10 protein-coding genes are annotated in these 17,109 nt (G+C 56.5%); 3 read left to right on the top strand and 7 right to left on the bottom strand.

Features of this window, described 5'->3' with window-relative positions:
* Nucleotides 1-133: 133 nt before the first annotated feature.
* Complete coding sequence (locus GCU45_RS27155; RefSeq protein ID WP_208837078.1) at nt 134-4,531, bottom strand: X2-like carbohydrate binding domain-containing protein; 4,398 nt, start codon at nt 4,529-4,531, stop codon at nt 134-136.
* Between the two features lie 851 nt (nt 4,532-5,382).
* Between GCU45_RS27155 and GCU45_RS27145 the strand changes: the two genes are divergently transcribed.
* From GCU45_RS27145 to GCU45_RS27135, 3 genes are all read left to right on the top strand, one after another.
* Nucleotides 5,383-6,009, top strand: a complete 627-nt coding sequence (locus GCU45_RS27145; protein ID WP_152401952.1) for a chromate transporter — start codon at nt 5,383-5,385, stop codon at nt 6,007-6,009.
* A gap of 10 nt (nt 6,010-6,019) precedes the next feature.
* Entirely contained in the window at nt 6,020-6,556 is a 537-nt protein-coding gene (locus tag GCU45_RS27140) for a chromate transporter (RefSeq protein ID WP_084203786.1), read from the top strand.
* Between the two features lie 86 nt (nt 6,557-6,642).
* Complete coding sequence (locus GCU45_RS27135; RefSeq protein WP_152401949.1) at nt 6,643-7,998, top strand: sodium-dependent transporter; 1,356 nt, start codon at nt 6,643-6,645, stop codon at nt 7,996-7,998.
* Nucleotides 7,999-8,065: 67 nt separating this feature from the next.
* Here GCU45_RS27135 and GCU45_RS27130 read toward each other — a convergent pair whose 3' ends face one another.
* From GCU45_RS27130 to GCU45_RS27105, 6 genes are all read right to left on the bottom strand, one after another.
* On the bottom strand, nt 8,066-10,915 hold the full coding sequence (locus GCU45_RS27130) for a beta-galactosidase (protein WP_152401947.1): 2,850 nt from the start codon (nt 10,913-10,915) through the stop codon (nt 8,066-8,068).
* 128 nt (nt 10,916-11,043) lie between these two features.
* Nucleotides 11,044-12,513, bottom strand: a complete 1,470-nt coding sequence (locus tag GCU45_RS27125) for a glycoside hydrolase family 30 protein (protein ID WP_152401945.1) — start codon at nt 12,511-12,513, stop codon at nt 11,044-11,046.
* A gap of 43 nt (nt 12,514-12,556) precedes the next feature.
* Nucleotides 12,557-13,402 carry a carbohydrate ABC transporter permease gene (locus tag GCU45_RS27120; protein WP_152401943.1) on the bottom strand — a complete coding sequence of 282 codons (846 nt, stop codon included), beginning with the start codon at nt 13,400-13,402 and terminating at the stop codon, nt 12,557-12,559.
* Entirely contained in the window at nt 13,395-14,282 is an 888-nt protein-coding gene (locus tag GCU45_RS27115; RefSeq protein ID WP_089546390.1) for a carbohydrate ABC transporter permease, read from the bottom strand. The genes GCU45_RS27120 and GCU45_RS27115 overlap by 8 nt, the downstream gene beginning before the upstream one ends.
* Nucleotides 14,283-14,357: 75 nt before the next feature.
* On the bottom strand, nt 14,358-15,644 hold the full coding sequence (locus GCU45_RS27110; RefSeq protein ID WP_244364294.1) for an ABC transporter substrate-binding protein: 1,287 nt from the start codon (nt 15,642-15,644) through the stop codon (nt 14,358-14,360).
* 200 nt (nt 15,645-15,844) lie between these two features.
* Nucleotides 15,845-16,873, bottom strand: a complete 1,029-nt coding sequence (locus GCU45_RS27105; RefSeq protein ID WP_152401941.1) for a LacI family DNA-binding transcriptional regulator — start codon at nt 16,871-16,873, stop codon at nt 15,845-15,847.
* Nucleotides 16,874-17,109 lie beyond the last annotated feature (236 nt).

The raw sequence follows: 17,109 nt of genomic DNA, 5'->3' as shown, positions 1-17,109 counted from the left end.
CTGGAACGAGTAGTCCAGTATTTTTTCAGCATCGTATACAACATGCAGGCCGCCGGTGTTTCGACGGCCTGCTGCATTCAACAGATCATTTTCCAAGGGATCTGGGATTCAGACTCCTAGATGATGTATATTTTTACTGCTGTTTAACCGCCTCCCCAGCCCACTCTTCCCCGCCTGCTTTTCTTGCCTTCACCGGATGATCCAGCGAAGCTTCGGCGATATCCTCATACGCCCAATACGCAGCAGGCACATCGCTCCAAGGCAGCGCGGCCGTTCCATAGAGCGGCCCGCGGCCGAGCGCGCGGTTCAGTGCCGTTACCGCCTCCGCGCGCGTCAGCGCCTTGGACGGGCGGAAGGTGCCGTCCGGGTAGCCGTTCAGAATGCCGGATCCCTGCGCCTTCGCGATAGCGCTCTCCGCCCAGTGGCCCGCGGTATCGCGGAAGCCGCTGCCCGCCGCGGAAGCACCCGGCTTCAGCCGGCTGGCCAGCGTGGCCATTTCGGCGCGTGTGATAGCCTTTTCCGGCTTGAAGGTGCCGTCTTCATAACCCTTCATCAAGCCCGCACCCGTTACGGCAGCAATAGCTTTCCCGGCCCAGAAGCCGTCCTTCACGTCGCGGAACGTGCTGGCTGCCGTGCCGGCCTTATCGCCTGCTGCCTGCGGAGCCGCTTTGGACAGAATGGCCGCCATCTCGGCGCGCGTAACCGGCTGATCCGGCCGGAAGGTGCTGTCCGGATATCCCTGAATATATGCGGTATGCCGCTCATTCGGAGTATCGTCCTGAGCCCCGGGTTCAGGTGTGAACGGAGGCGCTGCCGCTCCTGACGATGATCCCCCCGAGCTTGATCCCGGGCCAGGTGCTGTTGGACCGGGCGGCCCTGTTGGCGGGTTCGGCGTGCCGGGATCTACCGGGCCTGTGCCCGCCGCAGGCACAGTGAATTTCAGCTGGTCCACGAGCATCAGATCGCCCGATTTTTTCACCGCCCTCAACGTATGTGTTCCGTCAGTCAAACCGGAAATACGGTATAAAGGCTGTAATACCAGGCGCTGATCGCTGTGGGCGCTGACGGTCTTCTTCAGCACGCCATCCACGTACACGTCGATGTCTCCCAGAGCCGGTCCAACGGGACCCGCCAACTCCACGCCCGTCCCTTTGAACGTATAGGCGAGTTCATCGCCGTTCGCTGCCGTATAATGCACGTCGTTCTGATAATCCCCATCGAACGCGAATGCCAGCTGCAGCGTTCCGGCCGGCTGGGCGGCCAGATAAGCTTTGCTTAGAATCACCCGGCTGCCTTCAACCGTATAATCGGTTCCTTCGACGAGCCGGTTCTTCCCGTTCGCTATGCCGCTGAACAATTGCGGCTGCTGCAGCAAGGTGACCGCCACATCCTTCTGGTTCGCGGCGGACTTGTCGAACACGGCCGATACCGGGCTGATCAAGTCGGGGATTTCAACCTTGAGCATATCCACCAGCATGAAGCGGCCGGATTTCTTCACGACCTTCAGCGTATGAAACCCTTCCTTCAGCCCGCTCACGCTGTACAGTTTCTGCTGCGGCTGGCGCTGCTCGCTGAATGAGCTCACGGTTTTCTTAAACTCGCCGTCCAGGTAAATATCCATGTCTCCCTGCGACGGGTCGATCTCGGTAAAAAACTGGATGCCCGTTCCCCGGAACGTATGCTCAAAGAAATCACCGTTGGCTTCCGTATAGTGCACATCGTCCTTGTAGTCACCGAAGTTCCTTCCGGTGCTGCGGTTCCAGGCTCCATGATAAACAATACCCGGATCGTCATCGTTCAGAGTCGTATAGCGCACCGTCTCCGCCCCAGTTATATGGACGGTCAGCGTCTGGGGATCGCCAGCGCTGAACATAAATTTGAGCATGATGTCGCCACCCGGCAGCCCCGCCAAAAATTCCTTTTTGATCGTCACCGTGTCCTGATCGACGGCATACTCATTCTCCGTCAAAGCCTGCCCCTCGTATTCCACGGCGGTCAAGGTGTTGCCGTTCAGATCCAGCTTCACGGACAAGTCCTGCTGCTGGCCGGCGCTTTTGTCGAAGTTGGTCTCCTTCGGTTCGATCGAGCTGTTCTGCGCTGCTTTGCCGCGGATGTCCACGCTCAGCACCTCGCTGTCTCCACCTTCAAACATAAAGCTAAGCGACGCCGGACCCTCCGGCTGCTTGGCAAGATAAGCTTTACTGATGGTTACCGTGCCGCCGCTTACCGTATAATCGATGCCTTTCTTCAGCACATCGGCGCCGTTCTGAATGGCCGTAAGCGAACCGCTCCCGAGCGTCAGATTCACAGTCAGGTCGGACGGATTGGCGCTCTCCCTGTCATAGCTGGCGGACACCGGGTCGATCAGATGGCTTGCCGTCACCTTCAGCGCGTCCAGCAGCATATATTTGCCCGTTTTTTTGACCGCCTTGATCGTATGCGGACCTTCCGGAAGTCCCGATACGGTGTACACCACCTGCTGCGCCTGCTTGCTGCCTTCCGTATACGTGCTGACCGTTTCCGGTTCAGCCGCTCCGTCCAAATAGACGTCTACATCTCCTTGCTCCGGATCCTTCTCCGTAATCAGGTCAATACCGCTGCCGTTAAAGGCATACTCGAAGAAGTCGCCGTCCGTTTCGGTAAAATGAACATCCCCTTTATAATCACCCGCAGACCGGCCTCCCTGTGATGACCAGCTGCCGCTGTATGTAATTCCAAGATCATTATCGTTGATATACACCGAATGAGTGACCGTCGCTTCTGCGGAAGCAGGGACATCCGCTGCGCTCTTGTCCGAGGAGCTGGAAATCGCCTCTCCGGAGTCAGAAGTCTGGTTGCCCGCGGCTGCATCAGGCTGCTCGGCAACGGATTGGCCGGCGCCATCCGGCTGAATATCACTCGCGGCATCCAACTGAACGCCGCCTGCGTTTTCCTGCTGACCGTCACCAGCTTCCTCCGATTGAACGGCCACTCCTCCTTCCGGTTGAGCTCCACCTGCAGCCTCCGGTTGAACGCCGCCTGTGTCTTGCTCGGACCCTACGCCCTGTATAGATGCGGAGTCTTTAATCGTCACAGCCAGATTTTGCACGGCAGGCGTCTGCTCATAGCCACCGTTCCGCTGCCAGTCTCCGGTATATCGGATGCCCGTGTCGTCGTCATTGACCGCCGACGTTCCTTGGACAGCCGTTACCTTGAACATTCGGGAGGCATGTGGCTCCAAAACGGCTGCGTATCCGTCATCAAAAGTTCCCAGCTCTGAATGGCTCCACAAGTCCCTTACCTTGGCCGAGCCTGTCAGACCAATGTCCTTCCAGCTGACCTTGACTTCGGCACTGCGGCTGCCCAGGTTGAACAAGGCGACGCTGTAAGTACCGTCACCGTTGTTGGCGTACCACACCTGCTGTTGGGTGTCCATCGATACCGGATGGGCAGGGCGCCCCGCCTGATTGACGGCGATCACCTCGTCGTTGGTCAGCAGCTTGAGCCCATAGTCGTCAAGCCGGGTCATATCGTTGCCGATATAGAGCGGCGCCGCCGATATCGCCCAGAATGTCATGGCCGTCTGGCGTTCGTCTTTGGTCAAGCCGTCCATCGAGCCGTTACCGACGTTCAGGGAATCAAAGTCGTTCCAGCCGGTGGCCGGCCCGGCGTCCCTCCACCACACGGCCGCATCTGGGAACAGGCGGGCGATATTGGCCCACTGCGTCAGCCCCACATTGCTGTCATAGGCTTCCACATCCCATTGAATGCGCCAGCCGTTGGCATACTTTTTCCAAAAGTCCACGTAGTTGTGGTCCAGCGCCCACGAGATCTCGAACCAAATGTCGTGGCGTGCCAGCGCCTCGGACCAGGCCTTCACGTCCCCGCGGGAGTCGAGGTTCAGGTTGTTGTTGCCCGATCCCGGCGTGACGCTGTCGAATTTAACGAAATCGATCCCCCAATCCCCGAGCATGTCGGCAATGGAGTCCACATACTTTTGCGCACACGGGTTGCTGAAGTCGATTTTGTACGTGTACGAGTTCCAGGCATCGACGATCTTGAGCGGCTGTGCCGCAATGTCGCGGACCCGGCAGGCGCCGCCCGTCCCATAAACTTCGAGATCTTGCTTATAGGCATCAATCGACAGGCCGGGAATCAGATAAATACCGATTTTCTGCCCGTTATGGTGCACGTAATCGATGACCTCCTGAAATCCGTTCGGATACAGTTTCGTGCTCGGAATCGGCCTGCCGTATTCGTCCATGTCTCCGTTCCAGCCCGCGTCAATATTGATGTAGTTGTATCCGTGGGACTGCAGCTTGTCACGCATCGCGTCGGACTGCTTCTTGATGCTCTCCGCCGACGTCCAGTTGCCCGCAGAATCATACACCTGCATACTGTAGCTGCTCCAGCCCATGTACGGCTTTTGGGCCAATTCCTTGTTTGCCGCTTCGGCCACGTTGAGCTTTTGTCCAGCCCATCCGGTCTGCACCAGTACCAGCATCACCAGCAGGATAAGCCCCATCTTCCTTCCCAACAGCTTCATCATCATTCCATCATCTCCTCCCAGCATGAAAAACTTAGAGGCGCCTTCGCGTTTTACGGATGACCTTATTTCGGACCGCTTGACGGATGCTGGCTTCCAGGACGCTGACGCCACAGACGGCCGGCCACCGAACACGAAATGACAGCGCTTTCTATACTGCTGATGATAGGGACTTCCTCATTTTCTGAACAGGTACATCTGGGTGTTCCGGCGTACACTTTTCCCAAAAAACTGGTGATTTGTCCGGCCAGCAAAGGATTTTTCCAGCCATGGGCGTTCAAAAAAAGCAGCCTTTTCCCAATTCTTCACAGGGTACCAGCTGCCTCAAACCAAAAAACCGGGGAGTCTCCCCGGTTTCCAGAGCACCTGCATTTAAATTGTCCAGCGACTGATTTATTCAGGAACGATTAACGGGAAGTATATCCAGCGTCGACGTGAATCGTCGTTCCCGTGTTTGAGCATCTGGTGAAGCATATCCTTCATGCACAAGGCTGTGCCCGTCAAATGTACTGAGATCAGCCGGTCCCAGTAAGACTCGTCATAATCGGCGGCCGGCTTGTCATCCGCTCTTAAGTTAATTCTATTATGGAATAAAGTCGAGCAGTCCGCTTGGTTTAAATCCTTTTTTTGGATACTAGCTTCGATTGGATGTTCTTCTATACGACATGCGAAAAACCCACTAAATCCCTCGACATTACAAAGTTCCAGCAAACATACCGCAGCCGAGATCCCAATCCCCGGTTACTACGTGCTTCACTTCCCTTTCGATATCTTCTAGCCTATTTTCAAATAAGTTAATTTCATTTTGAATAAAAGATGTTATAATACAGACAGAATTTAACTCGAGGTGACGTGTTGTGCATACCGACAAGACATCGAAAGCGTACCTGCTGCTTCAATTGTTTTGGATTTTTTTCAAAATCGGTCCGGCGACATTTGGCGGCGGTTACGCCATGATGCCGATGATCGAGAAGGAATTCGTCGATAAACGCAAATGGATGAACCGCCAGGAAATGAGCGATTTAATGTCGCTCGCGGGTTCGGCGCCCGGCGGCGTCGGGGTAAACGCTTCGGCTTTTCTGGGATACCGGCTGGGCAAAATCCCCGGCGCTCTGGCGGCCACGCTGGGCATAACACTCCCTACGTTCATCATCGTTTTTCTGCTGAGCGTGTTCTACTCGATGTTCCGCGAAGAACCCAAAGTCCAGGCCGCCTTCAAAGGCATTCACGGCGCTGTCATCGGACTGATCGCAGTGGCCGCGTTCAAAATGGGCAAAAATGCTCTGTTTGACCGGACGACCATCATTACCGCCGCCGGCTCCCTGGCCCTGCTTCTGCTGACCGGACTGAACCCCATGGTTCTAATTGCGGTCGGGCTGGTGCTCGGCATCACCGTTATCCGGCTGAAGAAGCGGCTGGGGCTTCCGGTTCACACCGAGAGGGCAGGCGAGGAGAACGAGTCCGTCATCGAATATTACATCTAGGAGGCGTCCCATGCTGTTCTGGCAGTTATTTGTCTCATTTTTAAAAATCGGGTTTCTCTCCTTCGGCGGAGGTTATGCGGTCATCCCGATGATCCAGTACGAAGTGCAGCAGCACGGGTGGCTGAGTACCGGGGAATTTCAGCGGACCGTATCGATTGCGGGCATGTCGCCCGGCCCGATCGCAACCAACAGCGCGACGCTGATCGGTTACCAGACCGCGGGCCTTGCTGGAGCCGTTACCGCTACCGCCGGTATCGTTCTGCCTTCCCTGCTCATTGTGATCCTGATTGCCGCTTTCTTTTATCGAATGAATGCTAACCCCTGGGTCAAATCCTCCTTTTACGGCCTCCGGCCGATCATTACCGGACTTATCGTCTATGCGGCCATCCACTTCGGTTTCCCCAATCCGTCGGAAGCCATCTATCACTGGACGACCTTCGCCACGCTGCTGATCGGTGTACTGGCGTTTGTCGCGATCACCAGATACAAACTGCATCCGGTGACCGTCATCGTATGCTCGGGCGTTGCGGGAATCGTGCTGTTTTAATTGGGTGAAATTAAATTTCCTATGCCTTTACGGGGACGTTAAATTATAATAGAATGAACTTTCAAAAATAAACTGGGGGAACATCTATGACTACACCACCAAAAAACCCAGCGGCATCAGGAAAAAAAGACCAGTTTTCATCCGCAGGCTTTATCCTGGCCGCCATCGGGAGCTCTGTGGGTCTCGGGAATATGTGGAAATTTCCGTACATCACCGGACAAAACGGCGGCGCAGCCTTCTTTCTGCTCTTTATCGTGTGCTTGATCGTCATTGGTTTACCTGTTTTGCTTGCTGAGCTTGCCATCGGACGCGCGGGCAGAGGCAGTGCGGCCACTTCGTTTGTGAAAGCGGGCGGCAGCAAAGTGTTCGGCCGTCTCGGCCTGCTGCAGGTTATCGCGCCTTTTCTGATTCTGACTTTCTACGTCATCGTCGCGGGTTGGACGCTGCATTACGCCGTGCAGTCTTTCAGCGGACACCTGTACAGCAATCCGGATTTCAAAGGACAGTTCAATTCGTTTATCGGCGGCTACATGCCGATCGTATGGCAAGCTGTCGCTATCCTGATTACCGGCTTTGTCGTGGTCAAAGGGATTTCCGGCGGTATCGAAAAGTTCAACAAAGTGCTGATCCCGGGATTGATCATCCTGCTCATCGTCCTGATGATTCGTGCCGTGTCCCTGCCTGGCGCGGGTGAAGGCGTATCGTTCTTCTTGAATCCAGACTTCTCCAAGCTGACCCCGGAATCGGCGCTAGTCGCTTTGGGACATGCCTTTTTCTCCCTTTCGTTGGGAATGGGCATCCTGCTTACGTATGGTGCTTATGTGGACAAGCGCCAGTCTCTGGGGTCCGCCACGATCGCCATCGGCGCTGGCGACCTGATCTATGCGTTCGTTGCTGGGCTGATCATTTTCCCGACGACCGCTTCGTTCGGTATCGAGCCCGACTCCGGGCCAAGTCTGGTGTTCATCGCCCTGCCGGCCGCCTTCTCGGCCATGCCGTTCGGTGCGTTCTTCGGTGGTCTGTTCTTCGTCCTGCTGGCAATCGCCGCCTTGACGTCGGCGGTATCGCTGCTGGAAGTGCCGGTAACGTACCTGATGGACCGCTGGAAATGGGGCCGTACGAAATCGGTGATCATCATCAGCGTGCTCGTGCTGCTGCTCGGCCTTCCGTCCGCGCTGTCCTTCGGCATCGTGCCGGGTCTGTCGGAAATGGGCAGCAAAAACTTCTTTGACTGGCTCGACTTCATTACATCCAACATTTTGCTGCCGGTCGGCGGGCTGATCACCACCATTTTCGCCGGGTACTTCTGGAAAGGTGCTGCCGAAGCGGCTGGCCTCAAATCGGGATGGTTCCGGGTATGGCTGTTCATGCTCCGCTATGTGGCGCCGATTCTGGTGCTGCTCGTGCTGCTCGACACAACGGGCATTCTGAAACTGAAATAACGACGAAACTACAACAAAAGCAATCTCCGGGGCTGTTCACGACAGCGCTGTGGAGATTGCTTTTTTATTATTCCAACACGAACCATGGCTGCCGGGACGGCCCGTCAAACATCAGCCTGACCTGCCCGGGGTGCCTGCCTTCCTCATCGAACAGAAGCAGCTCGTTATCTTCCCGCAGCCAATCCGCTGGAACTTTGTAATCCTCCTGGGGACCGATCTGCCAGAAGCGTCCCAGATCATGCCCGTTTAGTACGATAAGCCCCTTGCTCATGCCCGTTAACCGCAGCTTCAAGCGAATGTTGTATCCGCTTGGCCACAACGGCCGGCGGAATCGCCACCGGTACCAAACCGGCCCTCCGTCCATGCCCGTTTCAGCGGCTGCATCGACCGCCTTCCAGGCACCCGGTCCAAGCAAGCCGGCCCCGGCCATGGACCAGTTCTCCAAGTGGTCCGCACTCCGGAACATGATCAGATCCAAACGGTTCAGCGGTGAAGATGCATAAGGCATTTCGATCACATTGACTTCCCCCGGCTTTACATACCTGGAGATGTCGACGGTACAAAACGCGAACCAGTCATGGTAACCTTCCAGCTCAACCGGAGTACCGTTGATGCGCAGCCCTTGGCTGACCGCGCCGGCGATGATGGCCCGGTCCATGGCGCCGGGCTCGAATTCCTTCCGCAGCAGGGGGACGCCGGATGGATGGCTCACTTCGTCCAGATGGAAGACCGTCTCGTCTTCGCCATGCCAACCGCGGCGAAGGTCCAGCACGCGGCCGCCCCGGTATACCGGGCCGGTGAGTCCTTTGGTCTCGCCAAGATAAGGTGAGAAGTTTAGCCGTCCCATGTGCTGCACCAGAATCTGCAGCCGGTTGGTCCCTTGGACTGTCTTTATCGGGACGGCAGCAGCCCCCACTTGGCGGACCAGCGCCTGCTCCGCCCCGTTGTTGTACACCCGCGCCGTATCCTGAAGGTCCGGCAGGATCAGGCAGTCTTCGCCGGCCTGTTCGCTGTCAAAGTCGCAGGCATACAGCAGGTACCCGTAATCCTGCCCAAACCGTCCAAAATCCTGTGGATTTCCCGTAAGGACAGCGCCTTCCTCCGCCACCACCGCCTGCAGCTCAATCGGCGAGCTCTCCCATGCAGCGGCAGGGAGCTGGGGCAGCCCGGGCCTGGACGGCTCCCGCATCTGGAACTCACCGGCGGTGACGCAGCGCTCGCCTCCGGCCCAATGCCCCAGCAGCAGCACGCTGCGCTCCGGATCAGCTGCGGTGCCTTGAACCCGGCCGTCCTTACCAACATCGATATCGTCAAGTCCGACGGCATAACGTACACCTTCGCCGGAACGTCCCTCGATCCGCCACGTCCGGTTGAGCGCATCGCCGGTCAGCACGACAAAGCGGATGCTTTGTTCCCCCGCCGAGATGCGGATGATGCCAGGCTCTTCGAAATGGCACATATCGAGCCGCAGCCCTCTCCCGTCAGCAGTGCTTTCGCTCAGGGCGTTAGCACCGTTATCCGTGATAGCGACGGGTTCGGCCGCCTCAATCACGACACAGGAGCGCTGCCCCCGGTCCGCCGCAACGAACAAGGTCAGCTCCTTCCCTACGATTTCGTTCCCTATGAGGAGGGAACCCGACGTGAGATGAATCCCCTCGCCAATCGGGATCCGGTCAAGCACCGGAGCGATTTCTCCGGGATGGACCGAAACCGGGACAGTGACGCCTCCATCCAGCGTCAAATGTACCGTTTCCCGTTCTTCCTGATGGCTTTCCACAAACCACATGTTTCCCTTGCCGGAGCCCCGTCCCCGGACCGAATACCCACCGGGATGCCGCGGAAACGGAACCTCCTGCTCCGTCAATGCTTCGGCCTGCAGCAGAAATGCGCGGAAGGCGTGCAAAAAGTAAGACAGCTTTTTGACCGAGGCATACTTCTCCGTGATGCGGCCGTACTCATTCAGCGGGGCGTCATAGTCGTACGAAGTAACCATATAAATATCGCTTGCTCCTACCGTTCTTCCGCCATATCCGGCGAAGTTGGTTCCGCCGAAAAACATGTAATGGCTGATTCCCGTAAAGCCGGCACGGATAATATCCATCATCCGCTTTTCGAGCAGCGGCGCGGTTTTCTGCGTGGCCGACGGCCCGCCCCAATGCTCGAACCAGCCTGTCCAGAACTCCGTCACCAGCTTCGGCGTATCGGGCTGCTTGGCCCGGAGTTCCGCATAATGCCGGTCCGCTCCCGACCAGAAATTGGCTCCCTCGACCGTACCTTCCGCACCGCCCACGCAGGTGATCAGCGGCACGTCTATGCCCCGTTCCAGCAGGCCATTGCGTAAATACTGCATGTATCCCCCAGCCTGCTCATCGTCCGCCAAGTAGCCGTATTCATTCTCCACCTGCACCAGAATCACCGTTCCGCCGTGACTGATCTGACGGTCCCGGATGACCGGTACGATGCGGTCGAAGTACAGGTCGGTGTAGTGCAAATAGGTTTCGTTAACCAGGCGGAACTTTATCCCTTCCTTCGTGCCGAGCCACCACGGATATCCGCCGAAGTCCCATTCGGCGCAAATAAAAGGACCCGGCCGTGCAATGACCCACAGTTCAAGCTCGGCGCACAGGTCCAAAAACGCCTTGCAGTCGCGGTCGCCCGCAAAATCCCATACCCCTTCCTGCGGCTCGTGCACATTCCAGGCGAAATACGTATCGATGCAGTTCATGCCGGCGAGCTTTGCCTTCATTAGCACCTCCCGCCATTCGCTGCGGGGCATGCGGAAATAATGCACGGACGCGCTGTTTAGAAATATCCTCTCCCCGTTCAGCACAAAGCTGCGGCGGTCATACGCCAGCTCCGGCGCAGCCGCTTCACGGTGCGGATCGGTTAACGATGCGGTTGATTGTTCTGCCACCATAAACCCCTTCTTTCTTCTAGCTTCTCTTCTATAGATGCTGTTGCTGTTCTGACGCTAACCGGTTTCTTTTCGCATGACGAAGTCCCCCGGCATCCTCCGCGGCAATTCGTTCGGGCCGGAAATAACCGTTACGGGTTCAGCTTGGGTGAAACGCCGTCGATCACGACGGTGCTGACGGAGTTATCCGCTGCGGTGATTTCCAGTCCGACGGGTGATGTCTTCAGGTCATCAAGCCGCTCCAAATTTCGGTCCGGCGAGGTTTGGTACACTTCCGCCACCGCTGATGCCGGATAGGAGTAACCGCTCAAGTCAAATGCTACTTTCTTCTCCGAAAGCTCGTTGCGGACGACAAGCACCAGCCTGCCGCGCTCCTCGTCGTAAGCAGCCAGCGTCCGGCCGTCGTCTGTCGGAATGATCGTTGCTCCCGGCCGGATAAACTTGCTGAATTGGGCCATGCCATAATACTGCTTGGTCATGGCATACTGCTCTTCGCCGGTGAAGCCAGCATGGATAAATCCCCAGTTGTTGCCCGCCCCTTCGTCCTCGACCGCCTGCCAGTACACCCAGGCCGCAGGCTTCATCACTTTCAAGTCGAACATGATGCGCTCCGCCAGCTCCTGCACCGAAGACATATCCTCATGGCTGTGCGGCTCGCTGCCCCCGGTCCCGTATTCGGACATCCACAGCGGTTTGCCCAGCTTGCCGGCAAGCTCCCGCAGTTCCTCCATCCGGCTCCCGTTATAGGAATGGGTGTTGATCTGCGAGATGGCGTCCAGCGTCTCCGGATCATAGGCCAGCAGATTCTCTACCGTTTCGTCGATGCTGTTGTCGTCGGCGGCGCTGACGCCGGTCCCGGTCAGCCCTTTGCTTGCCAGGGACGCCACGACTTTGCGGATAAGCAGCGCCTGCTTATCGGTTGAGAAATGGGCACCTTCCTGAATATTTCCTTTTTTCCACCAGTTCGAGGATGGCTCGTTCAGCGGGTCGAGCGTCCGGAACGTAATGCCCCACTCGTCGCGGTACCTTTTCACCACTTCAGTCAAATAGTCCGCAAAGGCGTCGTACTGATCATCCTTCAGATTGTTGCCCCCGTCGACGGCTCCGGTCACCGATCCGCTGACCGTCATCCAGTAAGGCGGCGAATTGGAGAACGCCTCGGCGATCGTCACCCCGCGCTTCAGCGCTCCCTGCAGCACCGACCGCTGGTTGGCGTCAGCCTCCCAGTCCCACTGCCCCTTTTCCGGCTGAAAACCAGGCACGTCGCCCCCTGGGCGGAGCTCCTTCAGTTCCGGATTCTCTCCGCCGCCGATGTTATAACGAACGATTGTAAGGCCAAGCCCCCGATCCGGATCGAAGAGCAGGTCCATCACCTCGTTTTCCTTCTGTTTGTCCTTCCAGCCGCCGAGCACATTGGCCCACCAGGCCAGCGACGTTCCCCAGCCTTCAAAACCTTCGTATGCTTCCTCCGGCATCAGATGCACCAGCTCGCTTTCAAACGCTGCCGGCTCTGTGCCTTCGATATCCTTTGCCGAGTTCATCAGCATGCCTCCTCCTGCGATGACCGCCAGCACCAGGCCGGCGGCTGCTAATCCTATCATTCGTTTTCTTTTCCTGCCGGGCTGTGGCACTACGCCTTCCCCCTTACTTGATGCCGCTGCTGCCGCCGCTGATGTTAGCCTCGTACACGAACCGCTGGCCGAACAAGTACACCAGCACCATCGGAATCGTCAGGAACAGCGAGGCGACCATGACCAGGTTCCACGGCGGCATCTGCCCTCCGCCAACCGTCGTCAGCAGCTGCACGCCCAGCGCGAGCGGCATTTTTTCCGGATCGTTGATATAAATGAGCGGGCCCATGAAATTGCCCCAGTTCCAGGAGAACGAGAAAATGGCGATGGCCGCCAGGATCGGGTAGGTCAGCGGCATAATGATTTTCCAGTAGATGCCCGGATGGCCCATACCGTCGATCATCGCCGCTTCGTCCAGCGATTTGGGAATGCCCATCACGAACTGCCGGATCAGGAACACATTAAACGCCCCGGCGAAAAAGCTCGGTACGATCAGCGGATAGAACGTATTGACCCAGCCCAGGTTGCGGAAAATGATAAACTGCGGAACCATCGTCACTTCTCCCGGTATCATCATCGTGCTCAGCAGCACCACGAACAGGATTTTACTGCCCTTCGCCTTGATCCGCGCAAAGCCGTAAGATACGACCGAGGCGGACAGCACCGAGCCGATGATCGTAATGACCGTAATGATGAGGGAATTTTTCAGATACAGGCCCAGATTGTTATTGGAAAAGATCGTCACGAAGTTCGACCATTCGAACTCGGCCGGAACGAACGTAAAAGCCGATTTGACCGTCGTCTCGTCGCTGGCCAGCGCAATCGAGATCATGTACAGAAACGGAGAGGCCAGCAGCACGCCCACAACGATCAGAAAAATGTAGGCTATCGCTTTTTCAACATGGGATATCTTACTCATTGGCTTTCCCCTCCTCGTAATGCACCCACAGCGCCGATGAGCGGAAGACGAGCAGCGTCAGCGCCATGATCATGATGAACAGCACCCAGGCGATGGACGAAGCGTAGCCCATTTTGTAGAACTGAAAGGCGTTCTGGAACAGGTACGGCACCACCATCTGGCTTGAGTTGTCCGGCCCCCCGGCGGTCGTGATAAACACCTGGGCAAAGGTCTGCAGCGCCCCGATGATCCCGGTCACCAGGTTGAAGAAAATCACTGGCGTCAGCATGGGGAACGTAATGTGGAAAAAGGACTGCGTGCTGCGCGCCCCGTCGATCGCGGCCGCCTCGTACAGCTCCTGGGGTACTCCTTTCATGCCAGCCAGCAGCAGCACCACGCCGCCGCCCACGCCCCACAGCGACATCACGATCAGCGCGGGCTTGACCCAATGCGGGTCCAACAGCCAGGCCGGTCCGTGGATGCCGAAGATCGCCAGCCCCTTGTTGATCAACCCTTCGGTCGGCGCAAGCAGATGGATGAAGAGCAGCGAGCTCGCTACCACCGGCACGACGGACGGGAGATAGAACAAGATGCGGAAGAACGTAATGCCTTTCAGCTTTTTGTTGAGGTAATAAGCAATCCACAGCGAGATGGCCATCCCGACCGGAATCGAGATCAGCGCATAGAAGAAGGTATTCCCTACCGATTTCCAGAACAGCGGATCGTCGGTCAGCAGCGTCTTGTAGTTGCCGAAACCGATAAAATGCGGCGACTGGAACAGGTCCCAATCCGTGAAGCTCATGTAAATGGAAAATAAAATCGGGCCCAGGGTAAGTCCGATGAACCCGATCAGCCATGGCGAAATGAACAGGTAAAACCATTTTCCTTCCCGTTTTCCCACGTCAAGCCCTCCTGTGATGAAGGGAGAAGGCCGCCCCGGCGGCTGCCGGAACTTGCCCGCTCCCCAGCTGTCATCCTACTTGTAAATTTTCTCAAGGCCGCTCTGAATCGAAGTCACCGTGTCGTCCAGCGAAGCTTTGTTGTTAAAGTACACGCCCAGCTTGTCGTTAATGACCTTCATCATTTCGTTCCACTGCGGATTGAGAGGCTCCGCATAAATTTTGGATTCGCTGAAGGCCGCCATGTTGATCTTCTTGCCGCCGTATTCGGCGTTCAGGAATTTGTCGCTGGACAGTCCCGCCTTCGTAGCCGGAGCATCCTGCCCTTTTTCGATCATCGGCATTTGCGCATCGAGCGTGGTCAGCGCCTCGATCACTTTGAAGGCTTCTTCCTTATGCTTGGATGCGTTCGTAATCGTAAAGCCGTTGAAGAAGGCGTTGGTCTCACCCCAGATCGGCGCGATATCCCAGTTGATGCCCTGCACCTTGGCCAGCGAGCCGATGTTCCAGAAGCCGGTCGTTTCCATGGCGATTTTGCCTTGAGCGAACAGCGGATCGGCACCGATGTTGCCCATGTCAGCGATCTCGGTCGGCGTCGGGCCGGCGCCGAACTTGAAGGTCAGGTCATTCAGGAATTGCAGCGCCTTGCGTACCGGTTCGGTGTCAAAGGTCGGCTTATTGTCGGCATCCAGCAGTGAGCCTCCATTCTGGTAAATCAGCTGCATCCACTGCGGCCACCAGGAGCCCGGGTAGTAGCCCCACTGCACGGTTTTGCCGTTTTCCTTGATGGTCAGCTTCTGGGCGGCGTTCAGGAGGTCTTCCTGCTTCCAATCCTTCGTTGGATAGGAGACGCCGGCTTTATCGAACATGTCTTTGTTGTAAAAGAGAACCATGGCCCCTGCCCGGTCCGGCATACCGTACTGCTTGCCGTCGTATTTCATCAGGTTCGCAATATCATCTGTGTACCGCTCGGACATATTGACGTTGTTTTTCTGAATCAGCTCATCCAGCGGAATGATTTGATTCTTTGAGGCATAGGCCTGGTAGTTCTCCGCGATCATCATGATGTCCGGTGCGGTTCCGCCCGCAATCATCGTCTGCACCTTCTGATCGTAATCCCCGGCCACGAGGTTCAGCTTGACGTTAATGTCGGGATAGGTTTTCTTCACGATATCAAGGCGTTCCTGATAAATCTTCTTCTCATCCTCGGAGCCCCAGATCGTCATGGACAGATCGACCTTCTTGCCGCTTGTCCCAGCCCCGCCCTCCGCCGAAGTCCCGCTGCCCTTGCTTCCGCACGCGGTCAGACCGATCAGCATCGACAACACCAATAAAGAAATGATTCCAAAGCTTCTTCTTTTCACCTGTTACTCCCCCTCAAATAAAGTTCAACGACAGCAGACGAAACAAATGATCATATTGAAACCCATTTCATGAAATGGGTTTCATAAAGCCGGAATAGAAAACCCGATCCATTTAATGAAAGGGGTTTCATTCCTCGATCATTATATTCCAGCATTTCCCCGGATGTCAACGCTTTCTTTTTGAGGGCCATGCGCGTGCGTTACCGGCGGGCCGGCCCGGTGCTTTGTCTGACGATCAGTTCCGGCTGAAGCGCCGTCTGCTTTTTGGTCTTACCTCCGCCTATGAGGTCATGAAGCAGATCGACCGCCAGCTTGCCCAGCTGATATGTGTTTTGGGAGACGGTTGTCAGCTCCGGGATGACTGCGCTCGCCAGCGGCGTGTCGTCATATCCGACGATGGATATGTCGCCCGGGATGGACAGTCCGTGCTCAATCGTCGCCTTGATTGCTCCGATGGCTGTATAGTCGTTGACGCAAATGACCGCCGTCGGCGGATTTTGCTGCTCCAGCAGCCTGGCCATTTGCTCTTTTCCCGAATCGATGGAAAAGTCGCCCAGCATCAGCCGTTCTTTCGGGATTTCCAGCCCGTGCTCCTTCAGCTTTTTCTGGATGGCCTTCACCTTGACCATGGTGGTGGCCATTTCCTTCAGCCCGCCCACAAAGGCGATTTCCCGGTGTCCGAGGTCAAGCAGATGCTGGGTGGCCAGGACGGCACCAGCCGCTTCGTCGGTGTATATACGATGCAGGCCGCTCTTGGCAATGTTTCCGTTCACGAGCACGATCGGCAGATGCTTGCCGGCTTCGATCAATTCCTGCGCCATCTCTTCAGGACAGTGCTGCAGATTGATTCTGCCGCCGAGAAAGATGATGCCGTCGACCCGCTTTTCCCGGAGAATCGTCAAATACTCGGATTCCCTGCTGTGATCCCCGCCGGTATTGCACAGGAAGAATGTATACCCCTTGTCCCGCGCCTCGTTCTCCGCTCCCCAGAACACTTCCGGAAAAAACGGGTTCGTGATGTCCGGCAGAATGATCGCAATCGTACCGGTCTCTTTCTTGATCAGGCTGCGGGCAAGCGCATTCGGCTGAAATTGGTGCTTCTCGATGATCGCCATCACCTTTTCCCGTGTGCTGGCACGCACCGGCGCGGTATCGTTAAGCACCCGGGATACGGTGGATACCGATACGTTGGCTTCTTTGGCGATATCGTAAATGGTGATAGGTGTCATATGCGAACCTTCCTCTTTCTGAAATAGTCAATGTTACATAGAATGAACTAAAGAAATGAATGATATTGCCCGTAATGGTCCGTTATAAAAGGGAAGCTCAATGCTTAACTTTAGTTCAATCTATGTAATCATAACAGATCCATGACACCGATGAAACGGATTTCATCAACATCCCTGAACCCAGCCGCCAGGGCTCCCTGCAATGCAAAAAAGGCCGAATCTCCGAACATATCGGA

This window comes from Paenibacillus cellulositrophicus (assembly GCF_009363095.1).
GTDB lineage: Bacteria > Bacillota > Bacilli > Paenibacillales > Paenibacillaceae > Paenibacillus_AQ > Paenibacillus_AQ favisporus.
Note: the sequence above shows the minus strand (reverse complement) of the source record. Positions and strands in the feature narration are given on the sequence as shown.

Excerpts from the sequence above, each read along its gene's own strand:
- GCU45_RS27120 (WP_152401943.1), bottom strand. The coding sequence starts at position 13,402 with ATGAGTAAGATATCCCATGTTGAAAAAGCGATAGCCTACATTTTTCTG.
- GCU45_RS27125 (WP_152401945.1), bottom strand. The coding sequence starts at position 12,513 with ATGATAGGATTAGCAGCCGCCGGCCTGGTGCTGGCGGTCATCGCAGGA.
- GCU45_RS27105 (WP_152401941.1), bottom strand. The coding sequence starts at position 16,873 with ATGACACCTATCACCATTTACGATATCGCCAAAGAAGCCAACGTATCG.
- GCU45_RS27130 (WP_152401947.1), bottom strand. The coding sequence starts at position 10,915 with ATGGTGGCAGAACAATCAACCGCATCGTTAACCGATCCGCACCGTGAA.
- GCU45_RS27135 (WP_152401949.1), top strand. The coding sequence starts at position 6,643 with ATGACTACACCACCAAAAAACCCAGCGGCATCAGGAAAAAAAGACCAG.
- GCU45_RS27155 (WP_208837078.1), bottom strand. The coding sequence starts at position 4,531 with ATGATGATGAAGCTGTTGGGAAGGAAGATGGGGCTTATCCTGCTGGTG.
- GCU45_RS27140 (WP_084203786.1), top strand. The coding sequence starts at position 6,020 with ATGCTGTTCTGGCAGTTATTTGTCTCATTTTTAAAAATCGGGTTTCTC.